This is a genomic window from Bradyrhizobium sp. AT1, assembly GCF_001590795.1.
In the GTDB taxonomy this organism is placed as follows: Bacteria; Pseudomonadota; Alphaproteobacteria; order Rhizobiales; family Xanthobacteraceae; genus Bradyrhizobium.
Map to the genome: position 1 here is coordinate 2,160,754 of NZ_JXDL01000001.1, position 12,347 is coordinate 2,173,100.

General features: G+C 66.2%; 14 protein-coding genes. 8 read left to right on the forward strand and 6 right to left on the reverse strand.

All coding sequences use genetic code 11. The features are described from left to right. Positions 1–9: 9 nt before the first annotated feature. The 4 genes from SE92_RS10425 to SE92_RS10440 are packed head-to-tail and all read right to left on the reverse strand — an operon-like array spanning position 10 to position 3,367. Entirely contained in the window at positions 10–741 is a 732-nt protein-coding gene (locus SE92_RS10425) for a maleate cis-trans isomerase family protein (protein WP_063195624.1), read from the reverse strand. A gap of 10 nt (positions 742–751) precedes the next feature. After that, complete coding sequence (locus SE92_RS10430) at positions 752–1,528, reverse strand: ABC transporter ATP-binding protein (protein WP_063195625.1); 777 nt, start codon at positions 1,526–1,528, stop codon at positions 752–754. After that, positions 1,528–2,379, reverse strand: a complete 852-nt coding sequence (locus tag SE92_RS10435) for an ABC transporter permease (RefSeq protein WP_063195626.1) — start codon at positions 2,377–2,379, stop codon at positions 1,528–1,530. Before SE92_RS10435 ends, SE92_RS10430 begins: the two co-directional genes overlap by 1 nt. Beyond that, a complete protein-coding gene (locus tag SE92_RS10440; RefSeq protein ID WP_063195627.1) occupies positions 2,363–3,367 on the reverse strand; it encodes an ABC transporter substrate-binding protein in 1,005 nt (334 codons plus the stop codon). Before SE92_RS10440 ends, SE92_RS10435 begins: the two co-directional genes overlap by 17 nt. Positions 3,368–3,541: 174 nt before the next feature. On the opposite strand from SE92_RS10440, the gene SE92_RS10445 reads away from it, so the two are divergent. Further along, positions 3,542–4,273: a GntR family transcriptional regulator gene (locus SE92_RS10445; RefSeq protein ID WP_245324532.1), complete on the forward strand. Its 732-nt coding sequence runs from the start codon at positions 3,542–3,544 to the stop codon at positions 4,271–4,273. A 2-nt stretch (positions 4,274–4,275) separates the two neighbouring features. Then, entirely contained in the window at positions 4,276–5,025 is a 750-nt protein-coding gene (locus SE92_RS10450) for an aspartate/glutamate racemase family protein (RefSeq protein ID WP_063195628.1), read from the forward strand. On the opposite strand, the gene SE92_RS10455 is transcribed toward SE92_RS10450, so the two are convergent. Beyond that, complete coding sequence (locus tag SE92_RS10455) at positions 5,026–6,414, reverse strand: amidase (RefSeq protein WP_063195629.1); 1,389 nt, start codon at positions 6,412–6,414, stop codon at positions 5,026–5,028. A gap of 88 nt (positions 6,415–6,502) precedes the next feature. On the opposite strand from SE92_RS10455, the gene SE92_RS10460 reads away from it, so the two are divergent. The 4 genes from SE92_RS10460 to SE92_RS10475 are packed head-to-tail and all read left to right on the forward strand — an operon-like array spanning position 6,503 to position 10,371. After that, the gene (locus SE92_RS10460; RefSeq protein ID WP_063195630.1) at positions 6,503–7,597 is read left to right on the forward strand and encodes an ABC transporter ATP-binding protein; all 1,095 of its coding nucleotides are present in this window, start codon (positions 6,503–6,505) and stop codon (positions 7,595–7,597) included. Positions 7,598–7,626: 29 nt separating this feature from the next. Further along, a complete protein-coding gene (locus SE92_RS10465; protein WP_063195631.1) occupies positions 7,627–8,673 on the forward strand; it encodes an ABC transporter substrate-binding protein in 1,047 nt (348 codons plus the stop codon). Positions 8,674–8,692: 19 nt separating this feature from the next. Next, complete coding sequence (locus SE92_RS10470) at positions 8,693–9,556, forward strand: ABC transporter permease (protein ID WP_063203445.1); 864 nt, start codon at positions 8,693–8,695, stop codon at positions 9,554–9,556. Further along, positions 9,556–10,371: an ABC transporter permease gene (locus SE92_RS10475; protein WP_063195632.1), complete on the forward strand. Its 816-nt coding sequence runs from the start codon at positions 9,556–9,558 to the stop codon at positions 10,369–10,371. The genes SE92_RS10470 and SE92_RS10475 overlap by 1 nt, the downstream gene beginning before the upstream one ends. Here SE92_RS10475 and SE92_RS10480 read toward each other — a convergent pair whose 3' ends face one another. Further along, positions 10,372–10,707, reverse strand: a complete 336-nt coding sequence (locus tag SE92_RS10480) for a hydroxyisourate hydrolase (RefSeq protein ID WP_063195633.1) — start codon at positions 10,705–10,707, stop codon at positions 10,372–10,374. Positions 10,708–10,733: 26 nt separating this feature from the next. Here SE92_RS10480 and SE92_RS10485 point away from each other — a divergent pair, with 26 nt between their 5' ends. Next, a complete protein-coding gene (locus SE92_RS10485; RefSeq protein ID WP_063195634.1) occupies positions 10,734–11,930 on the forward strand; it encodes an MFS transporter in 1,197 nt (398 codons plus the stop codon). Further along, on the forward strand, positions 11,911–12,347 hold a 437-nt coding region (locus SE92_RS10490; protein WP_245324535.1), incomplete at its 3' end, for an amidase family protein. The genes SE92_RS10485 and SE92_RS10490, both read left to right, overlap by 20 nt.

The following is a 12,347-nucleotide window of genomic DNA, read 5'->3' on the forward strand; positions in this document are numbered from 1 at the left end:
GCGTCTCCGTCACTTGGTGGCCGCTGATGTGTGGAAGATCCGGCCCCACCGCGCAAGGGCTCCGATGTCGCCGCCGGCAAGGTCGAGCGTCCGCCACAGCGTGACCGCAACGGAGTCGAGGACCGCAATGTCCAATTCCCGCTCGAGCGAAGCGGCAATGGTGGCGCCGTCGAGATTGGTGCAAAGGATGACAACGGCATCGGCGCCTTCGGCTGCGACGGAGCGGATCATGTCCGCGATCGTTGCCGGCGCGACCTCACCGAAAGAGAAATTGTCGCGCAGGCCCAGATGCCGCTCGGCATGCGGAGCGATGCCCTCCTCGGCCCACACGTCGCAGATGCGCCGCTGCACGTCGTCGGTATAGGGCGAGACCAGACCGACGCGCCTGGCGCCGAGCGCGCGGGCGGCATCGATGCAGGCTAGCGTCGAGGTCGTCGCCGGCACGCCTGTGCGAGCCGTGATCGCCTCGCACAGGCTGCGGTCGCGGCCGATGCCGAGCCAGCTCGCCGACGTGCCGTTCCAGGCAATCGCGTCGACCTTGGCATCGGCCAAAAGATCCGCCGCCGGAAGCATGGCGGATGGATCGAACTGGCTCAGCGCGCCTGCGTCGAGCGCGATCTCGGTGACGCGAAAGCGCGAGAAATGCGCGGTGACGCCAGGGGCGCCATGCAGCATGACGCTGGTGACGGGCTCGAGCACCGAGTTGGAGGACGGCGTGATCATGCCGAGACGTTTGCGCATGGCCTTAACCTTACGACGCCCGCGCAAGCCGCGTCGACTCCTCCCGGATCAGGGACAGGATGTGGCGCTTGGCGTCGTTGAATTCGGGGCTGGTGATGTCGCGCGGACGCGGCAGGTCGAAATTGACGGCCTCGCGGATCCGGCCGGGCCGCCTGGTCATCACCACGATCTTGTTGCCGAGCACCAGCGCCTCGTCGACGCTGTGGGTAACGAACACGATGGTGCAGCGGCGCTTCTGCCAGATCGCGACCAGTTCTTCCTGCATTTCGAGCTTGGTCTGGGCGTCCAGCGCCGCGAAGGGTTCGTCCATCAGGATCACGCTCGGATTCATCAGCAGCGCCCTGGCGATGCCGACGCGCTGGTTCATGCCGCCGGACAGTTCGGACGGATGATGGTGCTCGAACCCGCGAAGACCGACGAGATCGATGAACTCCATGGCACGGTCGTATCGCTCGGTCCTGCCGACGCCTCTGAGCTTGAGGTGGAAGGCGACGTTGTCGATCGCGGTCAGCCATGGCATCAGCGTCGGCTGCTGGAACACCACGCCGCGGTCCGAGCCCGGGCTCTCCACCTGCTTGCCGTCGACCAGCGCGCGGCCGGAGGTCGCCTGCTCGAAGCCGGCGATGATGTTCAGGAGTGTCGACTTGCCGCAGCCGGACGGGCCGAGCAGGCAGACGAAATCATTGGCCTCGATGTCGAGATTGATGTTGTCCAGCGTCAAGAGGTCACGACTGCGCCGCTTGTCGGAAAACACCTTTACGATGTTGCGAAGCTCGATTGCCGCCATCAGCCCGCCCTTCCCTGCACGGTGGTGGCCTGCTGCCAGCGCAGCGTACGCGCCATGATCGCCTTGAGGGCGAGATCGGAGAGATAGCCGAGCAGCCCGATCGAGATCATCGCCGCGAGCACGATGTCGTAGCGCAGGAAGTAATAGGAATCCCACAGAACGTAGCCGAGGCCGCTCTTCACCGCGACCATCTCGGCCGTGACCGTCAGCATCCAGGCCGAGCCAACCGCGATGCGCAAGCCCGCGAAGATCGAGGGCAGCGCCGCCGGCAGCACGATGTCGGTAAGTATCTGACGGCCGTTGGCGCCCATCATGGCGCCCGCGCGGACGAGATTGTGGTCCACGGTCTTGACGCCATGGATGCTGTTCATCAGCACGGGGAAGAAGGCGCCGAGGAAGACAAGGAAGATCGCCGGCTTGTCGGCGATGCCGAACCAGATGATCGCGAGCGGAATCCAGGATACCGGCGGGATCGGTCGCAGCATCTGCAGCGTCGGCTCCAGCGTCTTCTCGAACAGGCGCGACCAGCCGATGGCAACACCGGCGAGGATGCCGAGGAGACTAGCAAGCGCAAAACCGCCGAACACGCGAAGCGCGCTGGCGAGCGCATCGCGCAGCCAGTGCCCGGAATAGATCTGAGTGGTCTCGTCGAAACCGAACACCCAGTCGCCGAGCGCATGCAGCACCGCGCTCGGTGCCGGCAGCAGCGCGGGCGGCAACACGCCGCTGCGAGCGAAGGCCTCCCAGCCCGCGATCAGCAGCGCGGGCACGACGAGGCGTTCGAGCCCCCGGAGCGCCCGCGTCAGCCGAAAGGACGGCCTTGCGGGCGAGACGTCAGTAACCGAGGTCATTCCTAGCCTTTCCGGTGGCCTGCTCCAGAAACGAATAGTCCAGGTTCTTCTCCGCCTCGGCGGAGACATCCTTCGAGATGTATTTGAGGTCTCGCATCATCGCGGCGATCGCCAGCGTCTGTGAGCGATGGATCGCGGGATCAGGCGAGGCGTTCTTCAGCGCCTCGGTCGCCACATTCTTATCGAGGCCGGTGAGCTTGTTGATGACCTCGATCCACGGCGCCTTGTCGGCGATCAGCTTGTTGTCGAGCTCGACCACGGCGCTGACGATGCCCTGGAGGCCCGCGCGCTGGCTCGCGATGACGTCGGAGCGCGTCACGATCAAATTGGTCAGATTGCCGGCGGCCTGGTCGTACGGCAGCACGAAATGCTTACCGGCTCCAGCGAGCCGGATCTGCGAGGCGAACGGTTCGACCGAGCAGATCATGTCGACCTCGCCGCGCTGCAAGGCCGCGAGATGGTCGGACGGATTGGGGATGTTGATGAACTGGATGTCCTTGTTGGGATCGACGCCCTGCTTGAGAAACGCGCCGCGCATGTGGATGTCCTGCGCATTGCCGCGGGACGCCGCGACCTTGAGCGGCTGACCGTCGCTCTTCGCCTTCGCAACCGTCGTCTTGAAGGTGGCCCAGTCCTCAGGCGGAAGGTTCAGCTTCGCGGAGGAGAGACATTCCGAGCCACCGTTGATCTGGCCCGAGACGGCGACGACGTCAAAACCTTTGTCGAGCGCTGTGATATAGTGGAGATAGGTGACCTGCGCGGCGTCGATGCTCTTCGACACCAGCGCGGTGAGCACGTCGTTGCCCGAGTTGAAACCGGTCGCCTCGACCTCGACGCCCTTCGCCATCCCCGGGATCAGCGACATCGGCAGGCAATGCGCGCATTTGGCGTAGCCGAGCTTGATCTTCGCTGTCTGCGCTCCGGCCAGGTCGCCTCCGCCGAACATCGCCGCCATCACCACGAGGCCCAGTCGCAAACTCGTCCGCATCGCTTACTCCGTTTCGAAGGCGCGTGATCTCGCGCGTCTTGCGAGATCATCGACCGGGCTTCGCGACAGCGCAATCCGGATTCTGCATGCTGCATACAATTTGCGCGCTATGCCATTGTTTTCAGCTACATGCGTCGGTATTTTGGGCAAGCCAACCCGCCGGAAACGGCTAGGATGAATGGAAGCAACGAGGCACGCGTGCAGCAGAAGTCGGAAACCCCGAAGAGCCGAAAGTCGCCCAAACTCAAGCGGATGGGCCTGCATGAGCGCGCCGCCGCGCGGATGCGGACGATGATCATCCGCGGCGAACTGCCGCCGGGCGCGCAGACCCAGGAGACGAAGCTCTCGAAGGAGCTCGGCGTGTCACGCACCCCCTTGCGCGAGGCGATGAAGGTGCTTGCCGCGGAGGGATTGATCGAGCTTCGCCCCAACCGCAGCCCGCGCATTGCCGATATCGCGGTCGACGGCATCTCGGAATTGTTCGAGGCCCTCGCCGGCATCGAGCGGCTCGCCGCTGAGCTTGCCGCAGAGCGCGCCACCGAGCGCGATCTCGCCCGCCTGCGCACGCTCCAGACCCGGATGGAAGGTCATCATCGTAACGGCAAGCTCGACGACTATTTCGCCATCAACGGCGAGATCCACAACACCATCGTCCGCATGGCCCGCAACACGCCGCTACGCGAGGCGCACGAGACGCTGATCTCCCGGGCCGAACGCGCCCGCTATCTGGCGCTCGGCGCTGACAAGCGCTGGAGCAATTCGGTCAACGAGCATGCCGATATCCTGGCCGCGCTCGAAGCGCGGGACAGCGAGGCCGCGGGACGCCTGCTCGGCGCCCATGTCCGCCAGACCGGCACCGCCCTGCTCGAGACGCTTGCCCCGAAGCCCAAGCTAACGGCGGCCTGACCATGAAGCTGTTGCTGCTCAACCCCAACACCAGCACCGAAGTCACGCAGCTGATGCTGGGTGTCGGGCAGCGCGCGGCCTCACCAGGCACCGAGTTGATCCCCTGCACCGCGACCCGTGGCGTGCCCTATATCGCGACCCGCACTGAGGCGCAGATCGGCGGGGCCATTGCATTGGAGATGCTGGCCGAGCAGCACAAGCAGGTCGACGCCGCGATCATCGCGGCCTTCGGCGATCCCGGCCTGTTCGCCGCGCGCGAGACCTTCGACATTCCCGTGGTCGGCATGGCGGAAGCGGCCATGCTGACCGCCTGCATGGCCGGCCGCCGCTTTGCCATTGTCACCTTCGCCCGGGCGCTGGGGCCCTGGTACGAGGAGTGCGTCCGCGCCCACGGGCTATGGGAACGCTGCGCCGGCATCCGCATGCTCGACACGCCGTTTCAGGCGATTTCGGAGGTCGGCACCGAGAAGGAAGACGTGCTGGTCGAGCTCGCGCAGCGCGCCATCCTCGAAGACGAGGCCGATGTGCTGATCTTTGCGGGCGCCCCGCTCTCGGGCCTCGCCGAGCGCGTCGCCGACCGCATCCCCGTCCCTGTGGTCGATCAGGTCATCGCCTCGGTAAAGCAAGCCGAGGCGCTTCACGCGCTGCGCCTGCGCAAGGCCACGGCGGGCACGTTCCGACGCCCCGCCGCCAAGCCCACCATTGATCTTGCCGACGCGCTTGCCGCCCGGCTCGAACATCGCGACAGCTGATCAGAGAGGCGGCCGGCGATGCGAAAAACCCAGTTCGTTCTCGAGGATACGGCCGAAGGCAAACAAGCGGGCTTCGCATCCCGGCAGCGCGATGACCTGGATGCCAAAGGGCAGCTCATTCACCGCTCGCCGCACCGGTATGGTCAGGACAGGAAACCCGACCAGCGACACGATGAAAGTGACGGCGAGATAGTCGATCGGCGTCTCCATGGCCGCACCGTCGATGGCCGTGACGTCACTGATCTCGTTCGGCCAGGGGAACACCGACGCGGCCGGCGCGATCAGGAAGTCGGCACGGCCGAACAGCGCACGAAAGCTGCGGTAGATCGCGGTGCGGCGCCGTTCGGCGTTCAAGTAGTCCTCCGCAGACAGGTTCGCACCAGCCTCGATATTCCAGATCACCGTCGGCGTGAGCTCGGCACGCCGGGTGCTCAGCAACTCACCATAGCTGTTGGCGATGTGCGCGGCACGCAAGGTGCGGAAGGTTTCGATCGCCCCGCCGCATTCGGGCGAGCCCCCCACCACATCGGCAACACGCGCGAGCGCTTCGCAAGCATCGCCGAAACGCAGGCGAACGTCGCGCGCAACCGGCGCGACACCGAAATCGGGCGTAACGGCGATCCGCGGACGGCCGGCAATGGCTCGATCATCGCTGACGCTGCCGAGCGAGAGCGGATCATTTTCCTCCCCTCCGACGCAGACCGACAGGGCGAGTTCGAGATCCTCGACGCCGCGCGCGAGAAAGCCGTGTGTGGCGAACATGTCCCAGCCGAGCGGCCGGCGCGGCGACGGGATGCGGCCGGGCGTCGGCCGGATCGAGGCGACATCGCAGAAGCTGGCGGGCGTGCGCACCGAGCCGCCGAAATCGGTGCCATGCGCGAGCGGCACCAGGCCGGCCGCGACCGCGACGGCAGAGCCGCCGGAGGATCCGCCGGAGGTCAGCGCAGGATTGAACGGATTGCGGGTCGGCCCGCGCAATCTGTTGGTGCAGACCGCACCGAAGCCGAACTCCGGCGTGTTGGTCTTGCCGACAATGATCGCTCCGGCGCGCCGCAGCCGCGCCACGACGAGGTCATCCTCGACCGGGACGTGGTCGCGGAACAGAACCGAGCCGTAGGTCGTCGCAAGCTCTGCGGTGTCAGTGAGATCCTTGATGCCAATGGGCACGCCATGCAGCGGGCCGATCGGCGCAGAAGCCGCATCGCACATCTGCGCGGCGCGGCGGGCACCTTCCTCATCGACCGTCACGAAGGCAGCCAACCCTGTGTCGAGGCTCGCAATCCGCGCGAGATGCGCTTCGACGGCCTCGCGCGAGGACAGCTCGCCCCGCGCAATGGCGCGTGCAAGCTCCGTGGCAGTGAGGTCGCATATCGATCGATCCGATGTCATCGGACCACCATGCCAAAACGCGCGTCGAAAAGCGACAGGCGCGGGCACGAGACTTGCTTTCTCCTCTGGGGCAACGGGAGCAAACACCATGGCTGATGCACCAGGCGGCCGATCGCTCGTCGTCGACGCGGTCACCCACCGCTACCCGAGCGGGGCGCTCGCGGTCGAGAACATCAATCTCGACATCAAGGGCGGCGAGATCATCGCTCTGCTCGGCCCATCCGGTTGCGGTAAGACGACCCTGTTGCGCATTATCGCCGGCTTCATCGCGCAGACGCAAGGGCGGATCATCATCGGCGACGACATCGTCGACGCGCTGCCGCCGAACCGCCGCGCGGTCGGTATCGTGTTCCAGAACTACGCGCTATTCCCGCATCTCTCCATCAGCGAGAACGTGGCCTACGGGCTCGCTGCCCGCGGCATCGACAAGGCCACGCGCCAGCGCGAGGCACAGCGCCTGCTTGAGCTGGTGCAGCTGCCGACCATGGCCGAGCGGCTGCCACGCCAGCTCTCCGGCGGCCAGCAGCAGCGCGTCGCGCTCGCTCGCGCGCTCGCGATCAAGCCCTCGATCCTGCTGCTCGACGAGCCCTTTGCCGCGCTCGACAAGAATTTGCGGTTGGACATGCAGATTGAAGTCAAGCGGCTGCAACGCGTCTCCGGCATCACCACGCTGATCGTAACGCACGACCAGGAAGAGGCGCTGTCGATGGCAGACCGCGTCGCCGTGCTGAGCCATGGCAAGCTCGAGCAGTTCGGCTCGCCGTCAGACGTTTACGACCGGCCCCAGACGCTGTTCGTCAACACCTTCGTCGGCTCCACCAACCGCATGCCCGGCATCGTGGTCTCGGCGGACCGCACCGCGGCAAAGGTCCGCCTCGATGCCGGCGCGGAGATCATTGCGCGTCCCGCCGCCGGCACCCTCACCGAGGGCGGCCGCGTCACGGTCTGCATCCGCCCCGAGCATCTGCAATTCGTCGGCGACGAGACCGGCTTTGCCGGCGTGGTCGGCATGTCGCTCCCGCTCGGAGCCACCGTCGTGCACGAAGTCACCACCGCCGACGGCTCCGGCGTCAAGGTCTCGCAGGCGCGCATCGGCGAGACTCGCGCGCTGGAGAGCGGCGCCGCCGTGCGCCTCGCACCACTCGCCCCCTCGCTCGCCAACGCATTTCCCGCAACGCTTTAGTTCCTGTCATTGTCCACACGGAGTTCGACATGATCCTCAATCGCCGCAGCCTGATGACGACCGCCCTCACACTCGGGGCCATGAAGGCGTTTCCCGGACTGAGCTTTGCCCAGGCCCGCCCGCTGGTGTTTGCGACCTTCACCGGAAGCTGGGAGGAAGCCCACAAGGCCGTGCTGGTGCCGGCCTTCCGCAAGGCGAATGCGGACGCCGCGATGGTGCTCGACCCCATGCTTTCGGTCGACCAGATTGCGAAGGTCAATGCCGCCAAAGCCAATCCGCCGATCGATGTCATGCTGCACGATCCCGGCCCGGCCCTCGTCGCGATCGGCCAGGACCTGGTCGAGCCCTATCCGGTCGAGAAGAGCGCTTATTACAAGGACCTGATCGCCGAGGCGCAGGAGCCGATGGGCCCTGCCCCGTTCTTCCAGGTCGTCGGCCTCACCTACAACCCGGAAGCCGTCAAGACGCCGCCGACCTCCTGGGCCGATCTCTGGAAACCGGAGTTCAAGGGCCGCGTCGGCATCACCAACCTCAACTCGACGCTCGGCACCGGCTGGCTGGTGGAGATCGCCAAGATGCGCGGCGGCTCGGAAGCCAATGTCGATCCCGCCTTCAAGGCGCTGGAGGAGCTCAAGCCCAATCTCGCGGCCGTTGCCGCCAATCCCGGCGCGCTCGCGACCCTGTTCCAGCAGGGCCAGATCGACATCTCGCCCGGCAATTTCAACGCCATCCAGATCCTCAAGGCCCGCGGCGTGCCGGTCGAGTTCGTCGCGCCGAAGGAAGGCGCCATCGCCTTCAAGACCACGATCCACATCGTCAAGAACTCGCCGAACCGCGAGCTCGCTTTCAAGCTGATCGAGGCGGCGCTGACGCCCGAGGTGCAGACGACCCTGATGAACCCGCCTTATCTGATCGTGCCGACCAATTCCAAGGTGGCGATGGGCGGCGAGATCGCGCGCGTGCTCGCCAAGGACACCGCCGAGCTGAAGAAGAAGTTCGTGTTCCAGGACTGGAAGAAAATCAACGAGCAACGCTCGGCCTGGATTGAACGGTTCAACCGCGAGATCAAGATCTGAGACCTTCAAGGGCCAAATGATGGGCGCAGCACCGGCATCACGGGACGTGACGTCCTACGGAATGGGATTGGCAGCGCCGCTGGCGCTATTCTTCCTGCTGTTCTTCGTCGCGCCGCTGCTGCAATTGCTGTGGCTCTCGCTGCACAACGACACGGCCGGGCTCCATTGGGGGCTCGGCCAGTATCTGCACTTCCTCACCGATCCGTTCAGCCTGAGCGTGCTCGGCTCGACGCTGCTGCTGGGCGCCGAGGTGACGGCCGTCTGCCTCGTGCTCGGCTTTCCCATCGCCTGGCTGTACCAGCGGGTCGGGCCGAAGCTCCAGACCATCATCATCCTGATCGTGCTGCTGCCGCTTCTGACCAGCGTCGTGGTGCGCACCTTCGCCTGGATCGTCATCCTCGGACGCCAAGGCATCATCAACGCCACGCTGCAATCCCTGGGAATCATCGATACGCCGTTAAAGCTGCTCTACACCCAGTTCGGCGTGGTGATCGCGCTGGCGCAGGTGCAGATGCCGCTGATGACCCTGCCGCTGATCACGGCGCTCGGCCGCATCGACCCCAATCTCGACGATGCCTCCTGCTCACTCGGCGCCGGAAGCTGGCGCACCTTCTTCCGAATCGTGCTGCCGCTGTCGCTGCCCGGCGTGATCGCCGGCTGTACGCTGACCTATGCCGCCGCGATCACCGCCTTCATCACCCAGTCGCTGGTCGGCGGCGGACAGATGCTGTTCATGCCGATGTATCTCTACCAGCAGGCCTCGACGCTGCAGAACTGGCCGTTTGCGTCGGCGATCTCGATCATCTTCCTGCTCGCCGTGCTCGCCGTCGTCTCCGTCTTCACCACGCTCGGCCGCATGTCACGCGGCTATGGAGGGGCATGATGAGCGGGCGCAAGCGTACGCTGGAAGCATTCAGCTTCGAGCTCGTCATGACATTGATCGCGATCATCGCGCTGATCCTGATCATCGCGCCCTCGCTTGTGGTCCTGATCGTCTCTTTCACCAGCGGCTTCTCGCTGAAATTCCCGCCGCCCGGCTATTCGCTGCGCTGGTACGCCGAGCTGTGGGACGCCTGGCAACTGCACTTCGCGGCGAAAAACAGCCTGATCGTCGCGCTGTGGGCGACGGGCCTGTCCGTCGTGCTCGGCGTCGCCGCCGCGCTTGCGATCTCGCGGTCGCAGGCGCTGTCGGCGCGACTGCTCGATTCCCTCTTCATGTCGCCGCTGGTGCTGCCGGCGCTGGCCTTTGGCCTTGCTGCGCTGATGCTGTTCTCGCTGGTCGGCCTGCCGGTCTCGCCGCTGACGCTGGTGATCGGCCACACCGTGGTCTGCGTGCCCTATGTCGTGCGCAACACGGTCGCGGCGCTGGCCCAGCTGGAGCCGACCCTGCTCGAAAGCTCCGCGGTGCTCGGCGCGAGCCGCCTCTATACTTTCCGCCGTATCGTGCTACCCCTGATCCGGCCCGGCATCATCGCGGGCGCCTTCATCGCCTTCATGTCGTCGTTCGACAACGTGCCGGTCTCGCTGTTCCTGCGCGATGCCGCGACCGACATGCTGCCGATCCGGATGTGGCAGGATCTCGAAGGCAAGCTCGACGTCACCATCGCCGCGCTGTCGGGCGTCTTGATCATTGCGACCGTGGCGATGGTCGCAGTGATGGAGCGCGTCACCGGCCTGTCACGACGTCTGACGAACTGATCAGGCGCCGCGGAACAGCGAATAGCCCCAGCGCGTGAATTTCAGCGGCAAGTGAAAATGTTCATCGACGTGCTTGATGCGGAAGCGGAACGGCGTCACGGTCAGGAAGCCGTCGCGCTCGCCAAAGAACTCGCCGAGATGAAACAGGACCTCGTACTCGCCCGCTGTCACGCCGGCACCTTGCGCGACCGAATGATCGAGCACCCCGTTGGCACCGAGCCGCCCGTCGGCAACGCGCAACGAGTCCGGATCGATCCGCCAGATCTCGACGCGCAGCCCCTGCGCCGGACGCCCGCTCGCCACGTCGACCGCGTGAATGGAAATGCCGCCTGCCACACTGTTCCTCCCATGATCGTAGCAGCATGGTAGACGGAAACACCGCCATTCGGCCAGCACCGGCGTTGCTGCCTGCCCTCGGGGCAATGACCGGGCTTCAGGCCCTCGTCGCACTCGCCTTGTTCGCGCCCGGCGTGGTCGCGCCGCGCGCCCATATCGAGGTCTGGCAGCTCTCGATGTTCTCCTGCGCGGTGTTTGCGGTCGGCATTCCCGCCTCGTTCTGGGGCGGCGGCTTCATCGCGCGCCTTGGCTCGCTGCGAATCGCGAGCCTGTGCGCGGCGGCCATTGTGGTCGGCATGGCACTGGCTTCGCTCGGATCGAGCGCCGCCCTGCTGGCCGCAGGCCTTTGCCTCGGTCTGGCCATGGGCCCCGAGACGCCGGCAAGCGCGGCACTGCTGGCGCGGCTCGTGACTGCCGAGCGGCGCGCCTTCGTGTTCTCGGTGCGCCAGACCGGCAACCAGATCGGCGCGGTTTGCGGCTCGCTGGCCCTGCCCGCGATCGCCATCGCGTTCGGACCGGCCTGGTGCTACGCGCTGGTGGGCGTCTGCGCGCTGCTCGCGATCCTGCTGTTCGAATGGTTGCGGCCGGCCTATGCCGACAAAATCATCCCGCCGCCAAAGCTCGATCTCCGCGCGCGGTTGGCGCTGGTTGCCGCGGATCGGCAGATCGCGACACTGGCGCTGGCCTCGATGCCGTTCTGCGCGATGCAGGTGTCGCTCAACACGGTCTTCGTCACGCTCGGCACACGCGAGCTCGGCCTCAGCCATATCGAAGCCGGCATGGCGCTGGCCTGCGCGCAAGCCGGCGGCCTCGTCGGCCGGCTCGGCTGGGGCTATGTCGCGATGCGCCTGGACGCCTCGCGCGCCGTGCTCGTCGTCATCGGCCTCGGCATGGCCGTCTGTGCCGCGTTACTCGGCCTTCATGGCGCATCGCTTGGCCGTAGCGGACAATTCGTCGTTGCCGCCCTCTTCGGTCTGACCGCGTCGGGTTGGAATGGCGTCTTCATCGCCGAGATCGCCCGCCTCGCCCCGCAGGACCGGATCGGCGAAACCACCGGCGCGGTGCTGACCGCGTCCTATGCCGGATTGCTGGCGGCGCCGGCGGTGGTCTCGATCCTGGATGGTGTTGCCAGCCTGGGCATGGCCTTCTTCGCCTTGGCGTGCCTGGCGCTTGGCGGCACATTGGCATTGGTGTGGGGAAGCCATGACACAGCGGACAAATAGCGCGCGCGAGATTGCAGCGAACGTCACCGCCGGGCGGACGACCGCTGTCGGGACAGCCAAGGCCGCCCTCGGCCGCATCGAGGCCGCAAAGGCGCTGAACGCCGTCGTCACGGTCGATCCCGAACGCACACTCGCCGACGCGGCAGCGGTCGACGCCCGCCTGCGTGCCGGTGAGAGGATGCCACTCGCCGGCGTTCCCGTCATCGTCAAGGACAACATCTGGGTCGGCGGCTGGCGCGTGACGCAGGGCTCGCGCCTGTTCGCCGATTTCATCGCGCCGCGCGATGCCATCGCGATCGAGCGCCTGCGCAGCGCTGGCGCCGTCGTCGTCGGTATCGGCGCGACGTCCGAATTCGCCAGCAAGGGTGTGACGACCTCACCGCTGTTCGGACCGACGCGCCATCCGCTCGATCCCGC

Coding starts and splice junctions, on each gene's coding strand:
- SE92_RS10425 (WP_063195624.1), bottom strand. CDS start 741: ATGCGCAAACGTCTCGGCATGATCACGCCGTCCTCCAACTCGGTGCTC.
- SE92_RS10430 (WP_063195625.1), bottom strand. CDS start 1,528: ATGGCGGCAATCGAGCTTCGCAACATCGTAAAGGTGTTTTCCGACAAG.
- SE92_RS10435 (WP_063195626.1), bottom strand. CDS start 2,379: ATGACCTCGGTTACTGACGTCTCGCCCGCAAGGCCGTCCTTTCGGCTG.
- SE92_RS10440 (WP_063195627.1), bottom strand. CDS start 3,367: ATGCGGACGAGTTTGCGACTGGGCCTCGTGGTGATGGCGGCGATGTTC.
- SE92_RS10445 (WP_245324532.1), top strand. CDS start 3,542: ATGAATGGAAGCAACGAGGCACGCGTGCAGCAGAAGTCGGAAACCCCG.
- SE92_RS10450 (WP_063195628.1), top strand. CDS start 4,276: ATGAAGCTGTTGCTGCTCAACCCCAACACCAGCACCGAAGTCACGCAG.
- SE92_RS10455 (WP_063195629.1), bottom strand. CDS start 6,414: ATGACATCGGATCGATCGATATGCGACCTCACTGCCACGGAGCTTGCA.
- SE92_RS10460 (WP_063195630.1), top strand. CDS start 6,503: ATGGCTGATGCACCAGGCGGCCGATCGCTCGTCGTCGACGCGGTCACC.
- SE92_RS10465 (WP_063195631.1), top strand. CDS start 7,627: ATGATCCTCAATCGCCGCAGCCTGATGACGACCGCCCTCACACTCGGG.
- SE92_RS10470 (WP_063203445.1), top strand. CDS start 8,693: ATGGGCGCAGCACCGGCATCACGGGACGTGACGTCCTACGGAATGGGA.
- SE92_RS10475 (WP_063195632.1), top strand. CDS start 9,556: ATGAGCGGGCGCAAGCGTACGCTGGAAGCATTCAGCTTCGAGCTCGTC.
- SE92_RS10485 (WP_063195634.1), top strand. CDS start 10,734: ATGGTAGACGGAAACACCGCCATTCGGCCAGCACCGGCGTTGCTGCCT.